Genomic DNA, 18,793 nt, shown 5'->3' with positions numbered 1-18,793 from the left:
CCGAGAGGGACCATGTGGTCCCTCTCGGAAACGGAGAGGATGTCGGTTATTTACTTACTAGGCAAGCCATTTGGTGAACAGGAGTACGAGGAAGGTAACTACCATGACCAGCGCGAGGGCGGTCAGGTCTTCGTTCTTCTCGGATTCGAAGACGGACAGTGCGCGTTCTTCGTTCTCTTCCTGATCGGACTTATTGATATCGCATTTGACATCGGGTTGTGCCATTTTCATTTCTCCTTTTAGTGAAGGACTACGTCCTTAACGAAGTACATGACAACGATGAAGGACAGGGTTGCCTTGGCTACGCCGGAGATACCACCCATAATGAGCGGCCAGCCACCGGCCTGAGCAAGAGACTTCTTGGTGATCTGCATGCCGAGACCGATAAGGCCGTAGGCGAAGAACCAGATCATGGCGTCAGTCAGGGTAACAACAGTCTTGGATGCCTTCTTAACCTGCTTGAGAGCATGCTTTACAGCGTCCTTGACTTCTGCTGTCAGGGTGATTTCTCCACCCTTGTCGCGAGCGATCATGGATTCGAGGCCAGACATACGACCACGAGCAGTTTCGTCGAACTTGGATTTGTTTTCGCGGTCTTCGAAGTTACCGGCGATCTGGTGCTGCTTGACCAGGTCTGCAAAAGCTTCCTGTTCCTGAGCGTTCAGGCCGGCGATACCGGTATCAAGGGCTTTCTTCAGGGTGGTCAGCTCTTCAGGGGTGACTTCGGTGCGCTGGTTGTAGCTGAAGTCGAGGTACTTACCCTTGTAGTGGCCCGGAGGGGAGAAGAGACCCAGGGAGGACATCAGGAAGAGCAGCAGGAAGCCGAGAATGAAGATGGGGAACTTGTCGATGACAACTTCCTTGAAGGAGAGCTTCGTGCCGGACTGCTTGCCGAACCAGGTGGCGAGCACCAGGACGATGATGGGCAGGAACAGAACACGGGTGATGTTGAAGATCTCACCGACTTTCAGGGTCTTAATGTCAACGGCGTTAAATGCGAGACAGGCAGCAGCAACCTGAGCGGAGTTCAGGATACCGGTACCGGCCCATGCACCGAACTGGGTTGCGTTCATGCCAGCCAGCTTACCGATGGTCGGGAAGGCGAACATGCAGAGGATACCGAAGCCGAGGATGGTACCGATGGTGTAAGCCATCTCGGAGCACTTGGCCTTGACGACCGGAGCACAAGCAACAGTTGCGGATACACCGCAAACACCCATACCAGCGGAGAGTACGCCAGTCATGGACTTGGGCTGTTTGAAGATTTTACCGAGGAAGAGCACGAAGAATACGGTACCGAGGACGAAGAAACCGATCATCCAGACGGAAACCATACCCAGCTTGGCAAGCTCGGCGAAAGAGTAACGGGCACCCAGGAGGATAACACCCATCTTCAGTACGAAGCGAGCGGTCTTAACACCGGATGCAGCGAAACGGGGAATGCCCCAGGTGTTGGTAATGATAATACCAACGATAATACCGAGGACAACGTAGTTCAGGTTCAGGACCTTGTAGATCTTGAAGCCGAGTACGGGGACCAGGGCGGAGGACATCATCTTGACAGTGGGCTCGGCCAACCAACGGATGCCCATGGCCAGTGCCAGGATGAACAGAACGCCCGGGATGGTCTCCAGAACGAACGTGTCAAAATTTGTCATGGGCTTGCCCATGCGGGTTTGACGCAGCAGTGCGGTTGCGACACCAAGGCCACCACCGACGAATGACAGAGTTTCCATCATGCCAATTGCTTTGTGAACCTTGAACGTGGTCAACAGACCGGTCAGTGCTCCGGAGGCGACCAGAGCACCATAGATCAACAGCATGCCGCTGAGGATCCACAATGGAGTATTGTCGGGACGTCCGACGTCTACTTTAGCCATACCTAACCTCTCCTTTGGGTTATCTAAATAATGAACAGTCACTCTCTTATAGGCAAGGTACGTGCCAAACGTGAAAAAAGAGATAAGTGTCCTTTTTTATTAGATTTAGTAAAAAATGAAAATTCACATATTGCTAACTCTGGTTTACAGGTGGTAACCTCCGGTTGGCATAAGTATGACAATTCGTCTTCTCGTTGTACCAAGACGGCAAAGTACGATAGGGTCACGTGCCTTCAGCGCAGGCTGGGGAGTCAATTTACAACCGAGGGGGGCGGTGCCCCCGGAGTGAATCATGGCGTATCTGGGTCCGAAAAAACTCCAGGCCAAATTTTTGTTTGGCTTGGGGACCATTGTTCTATTTCTCGGGGTGTTCTTCGCTTCGGGAATGTATTTTCATTTAAGCTCGCTGCTTGATGCACAGGTGCGCGACAGGGCCGATCTCGTTTTTGGATCGGTGTCCAGTGTGCAGTCCTATGTACGTGAAGTGCTGCGTCCCAAGATGTTTCAGACATTGCCGGAAGATGAATTCATCATCGAAGCCATGTCATCCTCATATATATCCCGGGCAATCATGGATCGACTTGATCTGAGCGACACGGCCTACCACTATCGGCGTGTGGCAGAGAACGCCCGTAATCCGCTTTTTGAGATCAACAGCCAGGAAGCAGACCTGCTGCAGTATTTTCGCACCAATGAGGGCAAGCACTATTGGGAAGGCTATCGCGAGATCAACGGCAAGGATTATTACATCAAGGCGCGTCCGGTCATATTCAAGGAATCGTGCCTGACATGTCACGGAACACCGTCCGATGCTCCGCCGGTGTTGCTTGATCGATATGGTGCCGAGCGTGGATTTGATCATGAGGAAGACGCTACTGACGGCCTTGTGGTTGTAGGCGTGCCCGTAGACGGAGCCGTTGCCAAGATTCGTGAGGCTACCATGGGGTATGCAGCCCTGTACGGTGGCGGCATGTTGATCTTCTTTGGTCTGGTGCAGATGTTCTTCAACCGATTGATCATGACCAACCTCAGACGTCTTATTCAGAAATTCCGCAATCTTTTCGATGTGGAGCCTGAGTTGGGAGTGACCCAGAAGCTCGAACAGGAAGATGAAATCGAGGAAGTCATGCAAGGGCTGGAGGAGCTGGGCGATCACCTGCACAGCGTCCACCATCAGTTGCGTGAACACTCGGTCAACCTGGAACAGATGGTTGAAGTCAGAACCCATGAGCTGCGTGATGAAGCTGACGAGCGTCGGTCGGACGTGGGACTCTTTGTCCAGTTGCTGGATGGCCTTAACAAGAGCCACTCGCGGCGTGACATGTGGAAATATTCCCTTCCGCTCATCGTTCGTCGATTCAAGGCGGTGCAGGGCGGCTTTGTCTGCATGTTCGCCTCTCGGAGCTACTATACGTGGCCGGAAGGATTGCAACGGCCGGAGCTTCCCGGCAACTGGAAGGAAATCCTCGTTGAGGTCAAGCCTTTCTATGAGGATAATAAGGCATATATTCCGGTCGGCGCATCCGACGAGTATTCCGAAGGCATTCTTTGCCTGGAGTGGGAAGAAGGCAAAGGGCTCAAGGAACAGGACCGAGATGTGCTCCGGGCGCTCGGACACCAGCTTGGCATTGCTATGGAAAACCTGTCCGCACTGAACAACCTCCTTCGCCAGAAAGGAATGCTGCAGGCTATTGTCGAAGGCATCGGTGATCCGTTGCTGCTCATGGACTCCAGCCGAAGCGTTGTTCTGGCAAACCAGGCCGCTCGTGAGCTGGCAACCTCATTTGGTGGTGCCTTGTCTGACGATGCCTGTGGGCGATTGTTCCATGACGGTGGCGTGTTCGGTGAATGTCCGTTCCCGGCTTCTTTGCGACAGGGAGAACCCATGTCGCAGGTGGTGGAAACCGATGACGGCCGCAACTTTGCCCTCAACGTCTTCCCCGTGACCGGGGGCGCTGCCGGTGAGCGGCAGGGAGTTATCTACGTTCGCGATATCACACAGGAACGGCGGATGCTCGAAACCATGCAGCAGAGCGAGAAGCTGGCCACGGTCGGTCAGCTTGCCGCTGGACTGGCGCATGAGATGAACAACCCGCTGGGTGTCATCAAGTGCTATGCCGAGTTGCTCAAGGGAGCGGAGCCTGGACAGGAGATCGGTTCTGATGCCGAGGTCATCCTGAAACACGCCACACAGGCGCAGAACGTCTTGCAGGATCTGCTCAACTTTGCTCGCCCGAAACAGGCGGAGCTTGTCGAGCTGGATATCGGCACCGTCGTATCCAACTCCATGAGCGTGTTCCGGCTTCAGGCCCAGCAGCAAGGGGTCACATTGCGCAAGGACTTTGCTCCCAACCTGCCTTCGGTGGTTGCCAACGAGCAGTCTGTCGAGCAGATTCTCGCCAACCTTCTCAAGAATGGCCTTGATGCCGTTGACCCGGGGACTGGTGTCATCACGGTGCTCATATCGCATGACATTCGGACGGATATGATCCTGCTGCGGGTCCGCGACAACGGACCGGGCGTATCCGATAAAAATATCAAGTCGTTGTTCGATCCCTTCTTCTCCACCAAGGAAGTGGGCAAGGGGACCGGACTGGGCTTGGCGGTGGTATATGGCCTTGTGCAGGAAATGCATGGAACCATTGATGTGAAGAATGACGATGGAGCAGTTTTCTCCATCCGTTTGCCCCGCGCAAGCGGTGATAAGGAGTAAGGGGGATATATAATGGAATCCGTAGGCGTTTTGCTGGTGGATGATGAAAAGGATTTTGCGCGGGGGCTCGCGCGTCTCCTTGAGCGCAAGTATCCGGACGAGAGTTTCCTGACAGCCCATAGCGGTGAGGAGGCTCTTGGCATACTCGAGCGGGAGCCGGTGGGCCTTATGTTGACCGACCTCAACATGCCCGGCATGGATGGTGTGGAGTTGCTCCGCACGGCCAAGGAGACCTATCCTGATTTGAGTGTTGTCATGCTCACTGCATATGGAACGGTATCCACGGCGGTGGAGGCGCTCAAAAAGGGAGCCTATGACTTTCTGACCAAACCGGTGGAGTCGGACACCCTGTTTCAGGTGGTTCAACGTGGTCTGGAGCGCAGTCGCTTGCTGGCGGAAAATGCACGACTGCAGGAGATGGTGGCGAAACAATGCGGCGGCAACGAGCTTGTTGGCGTCAGCAGTCCCATTCGTCGTCTCAAGGAAGGGGTCGCTGCCGTGGCGGAATCCGACTACACGGTACTCATCCGAGGTGAGTCGGGAACCGGTAAGGAACTGGTTGCCAGAACCATCCACAAGCTGAGTCGGCGCAGGAACAAACCGTTATTGACGGTCAATTGTCCGGCCATCCCGGATCAACTGTTGGAAAGCGAACTCTTCGGCCATGTAAAGGGCGCGTTTACCGGTGCGGACCGCGATCGCAAGGGTATCTTCATTTCCGCCAACGGCGGGACGCTGCTGCTGGATGAAATCGGGGATATTTCTCCCGGTATCCAGACCAAATTGCTTCGCGCCCTTCAGGAAGGGGAAGTTCGGCCCGTTGGTGCCAGCAAAACCCTTCCCGTTGATGTGCGCATTCTCGCATCCACCAACCAGCCCCTTGAGGAAAAGATCAAGGACGGTTCCTTCCGCGAAGACCTGTACTATCGTCTCAATGTGTTGAGCCTCAATGTCCCGGCTCTGCGAGACAGGTCCGAGGATATAGCTCTTCTCGCACGGCATTTCCTGTTGCTCTCCTGTGATGAGATGAAGGTGCCGCAAAAGAACTTCTCGCCGGAAGCACTGGCATATCTTGCCACCAAGCAGTGGCCCGGTAATGTTCGCGAGTTACAGAACTTCATTCGTCGACTGGCGGTGTTCTCTTCCGGCGAAGCGCTGGAGCTGAGCCACGTTCGTCTGGTGGAAGGGTTGAATGGTCAAGCGCCTGAACGGGAGTCGCAGTTGGCTCCATACAAGGACGCAAAGGAGAAGGTCGTCGACGACTTTACCCGGACCTATGTGGAAGAGTTGCTCGCCAAATCATCGGGTAACGTGTCGGAAGCAGCCAGAAAGAGTGGGCTGTCCCGAGTCGCCCTGCAGAAGATCATCAAACGACTCGATATTGATGTGGCTTCGTTCAAACAATAGGCTTTAGCCAATCGATCGATACAATAAAACCGCCGCCGATCCTCATTTTGGGATCAGCGGCGGTTATTCTTGCTTTCTCGGAATGCTATTTATCCACGAGTATGGCGACCACATCCATAACATTGGTACGCGTGGGGCCGGTCTTCAAGAGCGTGTCCGTATTGGTGAAGAACTCGTAGGCATTGTTATCGGCCAGCGCCTGCCGTGCAAGGGCGGACTGCTCGTCCGAACGGGCGACCGTGTCGGGGAAGACCAGTGCTCCGGCTGCGTCGGTGGGGCCGTCCGTGCCGTCCGTGCCCAGACTCATGACGCAAAGCCGTTCGCGATGCTCCTGCAACTCGGAAATTTCAATGGCTGCTGCCAGTGCAAACTCCTGATTGCGCCCGCCTTTTCCGTTGCCTTTGATAGTCACGGTTGTTTCGCCACCGGCCAACAGACAGACCGGAGGGGCGATGTCGTGCTTGTTCTCACAGTACTCAGCAGCCAGTCGCACCATCCTGGCAGCAACGTCCCGGGCTTCGCCTTCCATTGCGTAATCCACCACAACAGGCGTGTACCCAAGCTCGCGGGCGGCCTCGGCTGCACCGTCAACGGCCATTGAGTTGCCGGCGATGATCACATTGTTGACCTGCTTGAAACAGGCATCACCTACCTTGCATGTCTCGGGCGCCTCGCCAGCGCATCCTTCGGCAATGACCTGTGTCACTTCTTCGGGGATGGCGCTGCACAGGGCATACTTGTCGAGGATGGCCTGACAGTCGAGATAGGTGGAGGCGTCCGGCGCTGTCGGGCCGGAACCGATGACGTCGAGGTGGTCGCCGACAACATCCGAGATGATCAGGGTGACAACGGTGGACGGTTCCAGCGCCTTGGCCAACTGGCCTCCCTTGAATTCCGAGAGGTGCTTGCGGATAGCGTTGATCTCATTGATCGTGGCCCCGCATTCGAGCAGCTTTCGTGTCATCGCCTGTTTGATTTCGAGAGTCACGGGGTGACGGGGGGCAGGGACAATGGCACTTGCGCCGCCCGAGAGCAGGCAGAAGACCAGATCGTTCTCGGTGACACCCTTGGCGATGGACAGCAGTTCCTTGGCCGCGCGTTCTCCGGCCAGATCCGGTACCGGGTGATTGGATTCGAGTACCTGTGTTTTTTTCAGGTTGAGAGCATGCTCGTATTTGGTGGCGACGATACCGCCGTGCAGCAGATCGCCAAGCATGTCTTCCAGAGTTTCGGCCATGGCAGCGGATGCTTTGCCCGCTCCGATGACAAAGATACGTTCGTAACTGGTCAGGTCATACTCATTGCGGCCGACGATCAGCTTTGTTCCGTCCAGTTGCAACGCTTTGCGCATTGCAGGGGCCGGGGAAACAGCCTGCAGGGTGCGGTCTGCAATATGAAGCAGGTTCTTTTTCTTCTCAATATATGCGGTCATGTTTCTTGCTTGTTGAATGTTCTTGCGTGAAGCGGCGGTTAATCGAACAGCTCGGGGTTGAGACAGGTCTCGGGCTTTTTACCGCGCAGCATGGCGATGAGATTGCGGGCGGCAAGCGTGGACATGTTGGTACGGGAGCTGACGGTTGCCGAGCCGATGTGCGGCAGGACCACGGCATTGTCCAGCCCGGCCAGACCGGGAGCCATGGCCGGTTCTTTTTCGTATACATCCAGCCCGGCTCCGGCGATCTGGCCCGTTTTGAGGGCCGTCACCAGATCAGCCTCGTTGATGACCGGTCCGCGAGCCGTATTCACGATGTAGGCCGTGTCTTTCATCAGCGAAAAAGCGGAGCTGTCGAACAAATGCTTGGTGTCCGGGGTCAGCGGCGTATGCAGCGAGATGAAATCCGAGCGTTTGAGCAGTTCTTCAAAGGGAACAAGTTCTGCGTGCAGTTCTGCGTCCAATACGCCGTTTCTGCGGCCGGAGGAACTGGTGTAGATGACCTTCATGCCGAATCCGCGGGACATCAGCGCCATGGCTGTTCCGATTCTTCCGGCACCGACAATACCCAGCGTTTTGCCCATGATGTCGCCGCCGATGAACTGCATCGGGCCCCATCCGTCCCATTTGCCGGAGCGCATGACCTTGTCCGACTCCACCACGCGACGGGCTACTGCAAAAATGAGTGCCCAGGCACATTCCGCCGTAGCATCGGTCAGAACACCTGGGGTATTGGACACCGGTACCTTGCGTCTGGTGGCTTCGGCCACATCAATATTATCAAATCCTACAGCATAGTTGGCGTACCCTTTGAGATTGGTCCCCGCTTCGAAAAATTCCGAGTCGATCTTGTCGGTCAACAGACCAATGATGCCGTCATATTTGGCGGCGGCCTCAAGGAGTTTCGACTTGGGCAATGGGGCGTCCACCGGATTCACATCCACGTCGGCCACGCGCTGCAGCAGGTCAATGCCTTCCTGAGGGATTTGTCTGGTGATAAAAACTTTGGGTCGTTCCATGGTTTCCTCGTTAGCTATAGATCAATTATCGTTGTGTGGGATGATTCCTTCACACGAACAAAAGATAAAATACAGGAAGGATGGCTTATGAATCAACCTTGAATGAGAGATAGAATCGCTCTTTGTCAGGGAAGTGATTGATGGCGCGTTGTTATGTCCTGAAAAAGTAACAGGAACACAAAGCGGCAGTTCATCATTATACTTGAAGACAGACGCTTCATGGCAAAGGAATGAACTTGACTCACGACGGTTTTTTGTTCATGTAACAACCCGCTTGAAGGTATAGCGCTCTATTTATGCTCGCCATTTCGTTGGTCCGTTGATCAGTTTTTCGTTTTGATCCCATAAGTAATAGCATCCATTCCAGCCGAACCTGTCAAAGGTTCATTTTGCATTTGTATGCAGCAGCTACCATCTGCTGTCTGTTCTGCTGTTGTCTTTCAGGCATCAGCTTCATCTGAAGTTTCAAAGGATTGTTTGTGGAATCTAACCACTCTATTGTCCCTGCCTCCAAGGGCAGTGTTCAGGCTGATATTTTTTCCGGTATCACCGTCGCCCTGGCTCTCGTTCCCGAAGCCGTCGCTTTTTCTTTTGTCGCAGGCGTTTCTCCCATGGTGGGCTTGTTCGGCGCATTCATGATGTGTTTCATTACCGCAGTGCTGGGCGGTCGCCCCGGAATGATCTCCGGTGCCACGGGCGCCATGGCGGTGGTCATGGTCAGCCTTGTCATGGAAGGAAATGCCATGGGCGGACCGCAGGCAGGGGTGCAGTACCTCTTCTTTACACTGCTGCTTGTGGGCATCTTTCAGGCCCTTGCCGGTATCTTCAAGCTGGGCAAGTTCATTCGCATGGTGCCACGATCCGTCATGATGGGCTTTGTGAACGGCCTTGCCATCGTTATTTTTCTTTCCCAGCTCAAGATGTTCAAGGCCAACGGCGAATGGATGCAGGGCGAGCCGCTGTGGATCATGCTGGGGCTGGTGGCTCTGACCATGGGCATACTCACCATTGTCCCCAAAATTTACAGCAAGGCACCTGGAGCGCTCATCGCCATTGTCGCTGTCTCTGCTCTGGTCATCGGGTTCAACATCGAGACCTCAACGGTCCTTTCTTTTATTCAGGGTAATGGTGGGACAGGTATTGAATCCGGCCTGCCTTCCTTTGCTATCCCGCAGGTTCCCTTCACCTGGGAAACGCTGGTTTTTGTCACTCCCTACGCGATAATTCTGGCGGCCATCGGCCTGATCGAATCCCTCATGACCCTCTCGCTGATCGATGAGCTGACGGATACGCACGGCCATGGCAACAGGGAGTGCGTTGCACAGGGAATCGGTAATTTCACCAATGGCCTGTTCGGCGGCATGGGCGGATGCGCCATGATCGGGCAGAGCATCATCAATATCTCCTCCGGCGGACGCGGGCGACTGTCCGGCATCGTTGCAGCAGGCGCATTGCTGTTCTTCATTCTCTTCACCTCGACCTACATCGAAATGGTGCCCATCGCCGCACTGGTCGGTGTCATGTTCATTGTGGTAATCAAGACATTCGCCTGGAGTACGTTCAACATCATGAACAAGATTCCCAAGTCGGATGTCATTGTTATCGTATTGGTCACGGTCCTGACTGTGAAGTACGACCTCGCCATTGCCGTACTGTGTGGCGTGATCATCTCGGCCCTGATCTTCGCATGGGAGAATGCACTCCGAATTCGCGCCCGCAAGGTGGTGGATGAGCACGGTATCAAACACTATCAGATATACGGCCCTCTCTTCTTTGCCTCGACCACACTCTTCATGAGCAAATTCGACGTGGAAAACGATCCCGACGAGGTCATCATCGACTTTCAGGAATCGCGCATCATGGACCAGTCCGCCATTGAAACGGTCAACAAACTGACCGCCATGTACGAGCGGGCTGGCAAGTCCATCCACCTCATGCACCTCAGCAAAGACAGCGTTCGCCTCATTCGCAAGGCCGAAAAAATATGCGTGGTCAACGTCGTCGAAGACCCGGACTACTTTGTCTGCATCGACAACTACCGGCAGTACCGCGAGAACCTGGAGTTCGAGTCGCTGTAAGCACTCATTGATTAATAATAAAAGGCCCCCATCTGAGCAGATGGGGGCCTTTTATTTTTCGATTCTGTGGTTCAGAATGTCCGGTGTGTTTTTCCTGAAATGCCTTGTTTTCCTGTTAGTGCAAAGTTAATTGAAGGATGAGTTTGTCTCCATATAATTTGCAAACAACATCATAATTAACACACCAATATCCTATGAAAACTATCATCTTGATTCCACCGTCCGAGGGTAAGGCTGATGGGGGGAATGATACGCCGTTGCAGTCTGTGTCAGGCATTACTGCGGATTTGATTGAAGCCATTAAAGGGGCTGATCCCAAGAAGTTGTACGGGCTGAAGGAGAAGGCGCTTGAGAAGGCTGTTGCTGTCAACGAGGCTGTTTTAAGCTCTCAAACAATGCCTGCAATTGAGCGGTATACCGGTGTAGTTTATGACGCCATCGACTATCCCAGCTTGAAAAACAAATCTGATTTTGATGAAAAAGTGCGCATTGTTTCCGGGCTGTTTGGCCTTGTCAGGCCGACTGATCTGATTCCCAATTACCGCTTGAAGATTGATAAATTGAAAGCTGCAAAGTTGTGGATGGATACCAATTCGGAGCAATTGAAAAATATATTCGTTATTGATCTTTTGCCGCAAGCCCACAAGAAGGCGGTGAGGTATGACAACGGAATCGAGGTCGAATTTGTCTTGAAAAAAGCAGGGAAAAAGATGCCTGCGGGGCATCAGGGAAAGCACATCAAAGGCCGATTTGTTCGGTGGCTTATAGAAAACAATGTCACTGACCCAACGGACTTCCCTCGTTTTGAGGAAGAGGGCTACAAATGGACGGGTGAAGTTTTCTTAAAGGAAGTCTAGTCCGTTACAATAATATATCAACCGATCAGGGGATGGCTTCTGCTGCTTGGTGGACGGCAGACTCATGTATTATCGTCATGAAAAAAGCCGAGGGCGTTCATACACCCTCGGCTTTGTTATGTCTTCCGAACGAGTCGGCCTATGTGACAATAGGCGGGAGCAAATGCAGCACTCTTTAGACTTGTATCGGTATAGGGTCAGATCACAGTGCGATTAGTACGCAACTGTTATTGTCGAAGAAACGCGTTTGGCTTTCTCCACAGCATCCTCAACGTCGTCAGCAAGGGCCAGAGCAACACCAAGGCGACGGACTCCAGCGCATTCGCCTTTCCCGAAAATCAAGACCTTGGTGTCTGCCTCGCGAAGGGCTGCATCGACGCCTTCAAAGGCGGGCTTGTCAGAGGTGCCATCAGATAAAATGACGCTTGAAGCAGCGGCTCCATAAAGGCGAATGCCCGGAATCGGCAAGCCCAGCACGGCTCGAACATGGAGCGCAAATTCGCTCAAATCCTGGGACATGACCGTCACGAGCCCTGTGTCGTGAGGGCGAGGGGAGACTTCACTAAAGATGACGTCATCACCTTTAACAAAGAGTTCAACCCCGAAAAGGCCGCGTCCGCCCAAGGCATCAGTGATCTTGCGTGCGTACTCCTGCGCTTTGGCAAGGGCTGCCTCGCTCATGGGTTGCGGCTGCCAGGATTCGCGGTAATCGCCATCTTCCTGACGGTGCCCGATCGGCTCGCAAAAGGTCGTTCCATCAACATGACGAACGGTCAAAAAGGTGATCTCGTAATCAAAAGGAACGAATTTTTCGATGATGATGCGTCCCTCTCCTGTACGGCCGCCGGACTGAGAGTAATCCCAGGCTTTTTGGATGTCGGCTTCGCTTTTTACCGTGGATTGGCCTTTGCCGGAAGAACTCATGACAGGCTTGATCACGCAGGGGATGCCGATTTCAGCTACTGCCGCACGGTATTCTTCTTCTGTGTCGGCGAAGCGGTAGGGCGAGGTGGTCAGGCCGACTTCTTCAGCGGCAAGGCGGCGGATACCTTCGCGATCCATTGTCAGCTTGGTCGCATTGGCAGTGGGGACAACATTGAATCCCTCTTTTCCCAGCTCGACCAGAGTCGCCGTGGCAATGGCCTCAATCTCAGGCACAATGTAGTCGGGCTTTTCTTCCGTAATGACTCGACGAAGCGCGTCACCATCCAACATGGACATGGTGTAGGAGCGGTGCGCCACCTGCATGGCCGGAGTGTCCTCATAGCGATCAACCACAATGACTTCAACGCCGAGACGCTGCGCTTCAATCACCACTTCCTTACCCAGTTCGCCACCACCAAGCAGCATCATCTTTTTTGCCGATGCCGTTTTGGCTGTACCTAATGTCGTCATATTCCATCCCTTTGAATTAATGAAAATCGTGCCTTTTATGGGAGGACTCTATGCCAAATTTCTCCCTAAATTGAAAGGAGTTCCCTTTTCAATTTCAGGGTGGATACGACCTGTATTGGGGTAATATTCGGTTAATGGCAGTGTGTAATGAATTGAAATATAAACACTGTTATGAAAACAGCTCCAATACGATTTTATCGTGGGCAGTTTTAGGGGCCAGAACGCAAAAAAAGAATTGGAAAAGGCATTCGCCAGATAAAACGAAAGCCCCCAAAACGAGTTGGTTTTGGGGGCTTCTCTTTTGGCTTACACACCGTTGATACTTTTCGACTCCTATATTCATTGAATTGAGTCGACTAAAGGTTATTCGTCATCGTCTCTTGTCTGTTCCTGTTTTTTGATAAATGCAGTCCATACGCTGTAAATACCAAGCCCAAGTAAAACAAACCCCAAAGGAGCTTTGAACGGGGTTAAATCTATAGGATAACCAACTTTTGTGATCAATCCAGGATTCGAACTACAAAGGACGTCGATCCCAAAGAATAACAAACAACCTCCAAAAAACAGGAAGGGAATGTTTACGTAAAACTCATCGTTGTTTTGAGGCATTTGTTCCTTGTTGTTGAGGTTTCTGAGTTGTCCTATCTTCCATATCCGTTATACGAGCCTCCACGGGCTCCGATATTACCAGAGGGGCCGCTTCGACCACTATGACCGCCATTTTTCCCATATCCAGATCTTTCTCTTCTCGCCTTCCCGGCACTGTAACTCGCTGCTATATCGCGGAAGTTCGACATGTCACCAGATGAAGGCGTTTATTGATTCGGGTAACTATTAACTCGTGCCTCTTGAAGAACGAGCCGAGATCGAAGCAGCCGAGGCTGATGCCCGACCACTATACAAAGATGCGCGTGGCGTTCCTATGTACGGCAAGTAAAATTTCGGCGTCGAGGACTGGTACTCTGTTCGGCGTTTTGGGATGCACAAGCGGGGGAGGTGGACGGTTTTAAGCTGTACCGAGTTTTCTTTTGAACTGGTTTAATCGGTGGATGATTGCGCTTTCCCCCGAAATTCGGACCACCGGTTAAAGTGGAATCTGCGTCCTTAAACCGATAAGGAAGGACGTATGACAAAGAGCAACAAAAGACGGAAGCATTCGGATAAGTTCAAGGCCAAGGTCGCGCTGGAAGCTATCCGTGGCGTGAAAACGTTGGCGCAGTTGGCTGCGGAGTACAAAGTGCATCCCAACCAGATATCCACCTGGAAAAGGCAGCTCCTTGAAAATGCCGAAGGAATCTTTTCCGGTGGCAAGAAAGCCAAGAGCCAGGAGGAGGTCACCGCACCTTTGTTCGAGGAGATCGGTCGGCTCAAGATGGATATCAAGTGGCTTGAAAAAAAGTTGTAAGCCTGCCGCTTGAGGTACGCCGCCAGTGGATCAAACCGGATCGGGAGTATTCCATCCGGCGGCAATGCAAGTTGGCAGGCATTTCCCGCTCGGGGTTTTACTACAAACCTGCAGCCGAGTCCGATGAGAACTTGGCCTTGATGCGTCTCATCGACGAGCAGTATCTGCGTCAGCCGGATTACGGCTCGCCGCGCATGACGGATTGGCTGAAGACACAAGGCCATCAGATCAACCACAAGCGAGTTGAGCGACTGATGCAGCTGATGGGCTTGCAAGCGATTACTCCAGGGCCGCATACGAGTGTCCCCAACCCGGAGCATCCCGTGTTTCCTTATCTGCTGAAAGGAGTTGCCATTGAGCGAAAGAATCAAGTCTGGAGTGCTGACATCACCTACATCCCCATGCAGCGCGGCTTTCTGTATCTGGTGGCAGTGATTGACTGGTGGAGCCGATTCGTATTGGCTTGGGAACTGTCAAATTCCATGGACAGTTCGTTTTGCGTGGACGCACTGAGCAAGGCATTGCGCATCTCCACGCCAGAGATGTTCAATACGGACCAGGGAGCGCAATTCACGAGCCGTGAATTTACCGGCGTTTTGCAGAGCAAGGGCATTGCAATCAGCATGGACGGCAAAGGCCGTGCAATCGACAACGTATTTATCGAGCGGTTGTGGTGGACGGTGAAATACGAGGATGTTTACCCCAAGGCGTATTCTGATGGAATCGAGCTATACCATGGGCTTACGCGCTATTTTCGGTATTACAACGAAGAGCGCGGACATTCGTCGTTGGACAAAAGAACTCCCGCTGCCGTATACAGAGGCAACCTGAATGTTCATTGACTTGGCTCGCAGCCGTTGCTCCGCTCCGCCCTCGGCCCTTCGGGCCGCCCCTGCGGGGACGGGCTACGCTCCACAACGGCTGCGGCGAACCGCCTCCACGGAGGCACAAACTCGGACGCAGGACTCCACCTTAAAATGGCCGATCAGTGGTCCAAAGGATGGGGGGAGGCGCAGATTTCGGTTTTACACCGTCGTAAATCATCTCTACATCCTTTAGTTTTCCTTTATACCAATCAGGGAAATTGGAAGTTGTTTCTGCTTTTTGTAGTGTAAATTTATTGGCAGTAAATAGCTTAGAAAATTGCTCTGCTGTTCCTAACTCTGGATAGCCAATATTGGTTGTCGGTAAAGAACCATTGACGAATAGTGCATCTTCTTCTGATGCCAAATCTCTTATAGATAAGAAATTAATGGCATGAAGATTGTGATGAAGGATCACAGAAGATTCATAACAACTATTATATTTTAAGGTTCATCCGGCTCAAGAGTACTTTTGGCAAAATGAAAGGACATTCATGAGTCGAAGTACGCTTTAGCTGGATGATCATAAAAATTTAGAAACAACTAGGCGGTGGCATTATTCCCTTACTGTGGTAATCAGGTCACATGTTCGGAACTATCCTTCTGACTGCGGCTGCCCTAATGGTTGGGTACATCTTCTGGCGCATGGGGGGCCTCCCCCTGTTCGACCGCATTTCCTGGCCGATACGCTTGGGCCTCTGTGTCCTGTCCTGGGTCTCCGTCTGGTTGGGCAGAGCGTTTTGTCATGGCCGCGATGAACAATGGGCTTCGGTCATTGAACTTGCTGGAATGAACCTGTTAGTCGTCATTTTTCTCACGTTCGTCCTGCTGCTGTTCGTAGACATCATCACCGGATTCGGTTTTTTCATGCCACGCATGACACCCAAGCTGCGGGGGGCGGCGTTCTTGGCCGGACTGCTCCTGTCGGGATTGGCCATGGTGCAAGGGCTACGTTCGCCTGTAATCACGGAGTACGAGGTAGCCCTGCCCGAATTACCGCTCGACATCGACGGTATGGTCATTGCCGGACTGTCGGACCTTCATATCGGCTCCCAACAGGACACGGACTGGCTCAAAGCTCGCATAGAGCAAACCATGTCCATGCAGCCGGACATGATCGTGCTGCTCGGGGACATCTTCGAGGGACACAGCCTAAACTATGACGGATTGCTGCCCGTGCTACGCACCCTTCGCGCACCGTTTGGTGTCTTTGCGGTTCAGGGCAACCACGAGCAATATGGCCGTGAGGGGAATCCCATGCAGCTCATGGCTGATGCCGGATTCAATGTGCTGCTCAACAAGTGGGAGTCCCCGGCATCGGGGCTGATCATAGCCGGAGTGGAGGATCTAACCATCCACTCACGCATGGCAGCAACCGCAGACCCCATAACCGAAACATTGTCAGACCGTCCTGCCGGGTCCACCGTTCTGCTGTCGCACACCCCACTACGCACCGCAGAGGCGGCTGCACAAGGCGTCGGACTGATGCTAAGCGGCCATACCCACGCAGGGCAAGTTTGGCCTTTCGGTTATCTGGTGCGGCTGCGCTACCCACTGCTGGAAGGACGTCACGAGGTCGACTCGATGACAGTCATCATCTGCCGGGGAACCGGCATTTGGGGGCCGCGCATGCGTCTGTGGAGGCCAAGCGAAATCCTGCGGGTCACCTTACGGTCGAAATAACATCACCAAAAGATAAGCAAAAAAACTCTCGCCCTTTAACCTCAAATTCTTTGGATCATTCTCGTGGTATGCTTACCTCGTCGTCGTCAAACACTCCGACATCAGCACGCTTGTGACATGCAATACAGTTTGAAAGACCACCAATAGATGTTCTTGAAAACACTGAGGCACTCAACTCATGATGTTCTTTTCTTATTTCAGGAATTTCGGTGATGCGCTTTACAATCCGATTCCCCAAATCCCGGGAAATATCCCTAGCTAATTCTCCTTGAACGTTTTCAGATGCCCCTGATGTAAGATAGGTTTCGAGCTCTTCGGCATCCTTGGTGTCTAAACTAAGATCTTCGCCGAAATGCTCACTCGCCCCCTGAATCAAAGCAGCCCACGAGGCCGAATTTAGCAACCCCGGCGGATAGGCCATGTGGCATGAACCGCAAACCGATAGGTAGAGCTCATTTTTAGGGCTGGGCACGGCATCTTCTACCTCCTCTCGATCGTGGTGGTCTTTACGGTGTTTACGACGATCATTATGGTCATCTGCCAAGGCAACAATACTCGATAGAAAACAAGTAATCATTATGAGTCCCACCAAGAGCTTTGACTTACACATGGTTTTCCCTTTTTTTTCATCAAGCAACATACTGATTTTATTCAAACACTTAGCGCTGAGGATAGTATTTTGAATACCATACCTCTAGGGGATAAAAAAGTCCACAAAAAGAAACAAACATCATAAATCACCCCGTCAGGATAAACCGGGACTCATGGATGCCCATGATTCTGAGTTTAAAGAACTCCTTGTCCCGGTAGCCGTAGGCCTGCCGTTTCATGGTTTTGATCTTGTTATTGGAGCCTTCCATCGGGCCTGACGAAATGGGATGATCATACCAAGCCAGAATGCCGAACCTGAATTTTACCATGGTATTGCCCATCTTCACCAGTGGGCCGATCCCTGACGTAGTTGCACGGGCAATCCAGTCGTCCAGGAAAACAAAGGCTTTTGCTTTGTCCGATTGACTCCAAATTTGCCGCAGATCTTCCTTCATATAATAGGCCGTGGCCAATGGCTCATTGAATCGCAGAGCTTCTTTCAATCGTTCCGGTTCATTGCGTTTCTTATTCAGATTTTCTGGATTTTTCAATAGAATCCAGCGACTTCCTTTGAGAACTTCCCGCCCTGGCATGTTTTCCAACTCCTGGAAAATCTTGCGTCGAATCTCTGTCAGTTTGTCGTTCATGAGCTTCACCACGTGGAAATGATCGAACACCAGTGGGACACCTGGAAGGTGGGTCATAACTGCGCTGATGTATGCTATACTCAGATCTGTAGCGACCGCTTGAACCATTGCGCTTGAACGCTTCAGCCGCTTCCAGAATGGATCCAGTGCCTCCGCGCCCTTGCCGTCTCCCACAAATACGATTGCGCCACTTTCAAGGTCCATAACTAGGGTCAAATATTTGTGCCCTTTGCGGACGCTGATTTCATCGATGGCGATATACTTGAGGCCGGACAGAGACGGATTGCCGAAACGACGCTGGAGGTGACGTTTAAAGATGGACTTGATTCCGTCCCACCCGATACCGAGTAAGGCAGATGCATCAAGCATGGTCATCATCTTGGTGAGTGCCAATGCGAATCGCTCAAAAGCCCTTGTGTACCAACGCCTCGGCTCGGCAATCTTCAGGTCGATTCGTCGAACACAGCCACACTTCCGACATTCTACTCGCGGAGCCTCCACACACAGCCAAACAGGTTTGAAGCCGATGGGAACGGTCCTGAGCCACCTCTCAAATGACCCACGTCGAACGACCTCTTGGCTTTTACATTCCGGACATCTGACCAGTTTCGGCTTGGGCCGGACATCAAAGATAATGTTCCCGGCCACAAACGACTGCCGAACATAGTCGAAGCCGGTCAGACCGAAGGCGTGATACATCAAACTCGTGGACATGGTGGTTCTTCCTCCCGATGGTTGGTGGTACTTCCATCGGTTGGACGCCATGTCCTTTCATTTTGTCAAAAGTACTCTTGAGCCGGATGAACCTATTTTAACGCTTCTA

General features: G+C 52.6%; 14 protein-coding genes. 6 read left to right on the top strand and 8 right to left on the bottom strand.

Annotation, left to right across the window (positions count from 1 at the left end; genetic code table 11):
• Nucleotides 1-57: 57 nt before the first annotated feature.
• Both DPRO_RS20310 and DPRO_RS08920 read right to left on the bottom strand, forming a co-directional pair.
• Entirely contained in the window at nt 58-225 is a 168-nt protein-coding gene (locus DPRO_RS20310; protein WP_173806774.1) for a hypothetical protein, read from the bottom strand.
• A 14-nt stretch (nt 226-239) separates the two neighbouring features.
• Nucleotides 240-1,880 carry a YeiH family protein gene (locus DPRO_RS08920; RefSeq protein WP_097011729.1) on the bottom strand — a complete coding sequence of 547 codons (1,641 nt, stop codon included), beginning with the start codon at nt 1,878-1,880 and terminating at the stop codon, nt 240-242.
• Between the two features lie 292 nt (nt 1,881-2,172).
• Here DPRO_RS08920 and DPRO_RS08915 point away from each other — a divergent pair, with 292 nt between their 5' ends.
• Entirely contained in the window at nt 2,173-4,593 is a 2,421-nt protein-coding gene (locus tag DPRO_RS08915; RefSeq protein WP_097011728.1) for a c-type heme family protein, read from the top strand.
• A 12-nt stretch (nt 4,594-4,605) separates the two neighbouring features.
• Nucleotides 4,606-6,000, top strand: a complete 1,395-nt coding sequence (locus DPRO_RS08910; RefSeq protein ID WP_097011727.1) for a sigma-54-dependent transcriptional regulator — start codon at nt 4,606-4,608, stop codon at nt 5,998-6,000.
• Nucleotides 6,001-6,085: 85 nt separating this feature from the next.
• On the opposite strand, the gene DPRO_RS08905 is transcribed toward DPRO_RS08910, so the two are convergent.
• On the bottom strand, nt 6,086-7,432 hold the full coding sequence (locus tag DPRO_RS08905; protein ID WP_097011726.1) for a glycerate kinase type-2 family protein: 1,347 nt from the start codon (nt 7,430-7,432) through the stop codon (nt 6,086-6,088).
• Nucleotides 7,433-7,470: 38 nt separating this feature from the next.
• Nucleotides 7,471-8,451, bottom strand: a complete 981-nt coding sequence (locus tag DPRO_RS08900; protein WP_097011725.1) for a 2-hydroxyacid dehydrogenase — start codon at nt 8,449-8,451, stop codon at nt 7,471-7,473.
• Nucleotides 8,452-8,930: 479 nt separating this feature from the next.
• Between DPRO_RS08900 and DPRO_RS08895 the strand changes: the two genes are divergently transcribed.
• Nucleotides 8,931-10,529: a SulP family inorganic anion transporter gene (locus tag DPRO_RS08895; protein WP_097011724.1), complete on the top strand. Its 1,599-nt coding sequence runs from the start codon at nt 8,931-8,933 to the stop codon at nt 10,527-10,529.
• Between the two features lie 194 nt (nt 10,530-10,723).
• Nucleotides 10,724-11,386 carry a YaaA family protein gene (locus DPRO_RS08890; protein ID WP_097011723.1) on the top strand — a complete coding sequence of 221 codons (663 nt, stop codon included), beginning with the start codon at nt 10,724-10,726 and terminating at the stop codon, nt 11,384-11,386.
• A 213-nt stretch (nt 11,387-11,599) separates the two neighbouring features.
• On the opposite strand, the gene purT is transcribed toward DPRO_RS08890, so the two are convergent.
• Nucleotides 11,600-12,781: a formate-dependent phosphoribosylglycinamide formyltransferase gene (gene purT, locus DPRO_RS08885; RefSeq protein ID WP_097011722.1), complete on the bottom strand. Its 1,182-nt coding sequence runs from the start codon at nt 12,779-12,781 to the stop codon at nt 11,600-11,602.
• A 1,126-nt stretch (nt 12,782-13,907) separates the two neighbouring features.
• Between purT and DPRO_RS08875 the strand changes: the two genes are divergently transcribed.
• A protein-coding gene (locus DPRO_RS08875) for an IS3 family transposase (protein WP_097010299.1) occupies nt 13,908-15,028 on the top strand; the annotation gives its coding sequence in 2 pieces (ribosomal slippage) (nt 13,908-14,184 and nt 14,184-15,028; 1,122 coding nt in all).
• A gap of 130 nt (nt 15,029-15,158) precedes the next feature.
• Here DPRO_RS08875 and DPRO_RS19990 read toward each other — a convergent pair.
• Nucleotides 15,159-15,467, bottom strand: coding sequence for a hypothetical protein (locus DPRO_RS19990; protein WP_157917406.1), 309 nt, complete (start codon nt 15,465-15,467; stop codon nt 15,159-15,161).
• A gap of 167 nt (nt 15,468-15,634) precedes the next feature.
• On the opposite strand from DPRO_RS19990, the gene DPRO_RS08870 reads away from it, so the two are divergent.
• Nucleotides 15,635-16,732 carry a metallophosphoesterase gene (locus DPRO_RS08870; RefSeq protein ID WP_013513350.1) on the top strand — a complete coding sequence of 366 codons (1,098 nt, stop codon included), beginning with the start codon at nt 15,635-15,637 and terminating at the stop codon, nt 16,730-16,732.
• 55 nt (nt 16,733-16,787) lie between these two features.
• Here the strand turns inward: DPRO_RS08870 and DPRO_RS08865 are convergent, their stop codons facing one another.
• Nucleotides 16,788-17,372: a diheme cytochrome c gene (locus tag DPRO_RS08865; protein ID WP_097010594.1), complete on the bottom strand. Its 585-nt coding sequence runs from the start codon at nt 17,370-17,372 to the stop codon at nt 16,788-16,790.
• 97 nt (nt 17,373-17,469) lie between these two features.
• Nucleotides 17,470-18,684 carry an ISL3 family transposase gene (locus DPRO_RS08860; RefSeq protein WP_097010593.1) on the bottom strand — a complete coding sequence of 405 codons (1,215 nt, stop codon included), beginning with the start codon at nt 18,682-18,684 and terminating at the stop codon, nt 17,470-17,472.
• Nucleotides 18,685-18,793 lie beyond the last annotated feature (109 nt).

Origin of the sequence: Pseudodesulfovibrio profundus, from assembly GCF_900217235.1 — a bacterium.
GTDB classification, from domain to species: domain Bacteria; phylum Desulfobacterota; class Desulfovibrionia; order Desulfovibrionales; family Desulfovibrionaceae; genus Pseudodesulfovibrio; species Pseudodesulfovibrio profundus.
The sequence above is the reverse complement of the archived record's forward strand: the minus strand, read 5'-3'. Positions and strand labels throughout refer to the sequence as shown.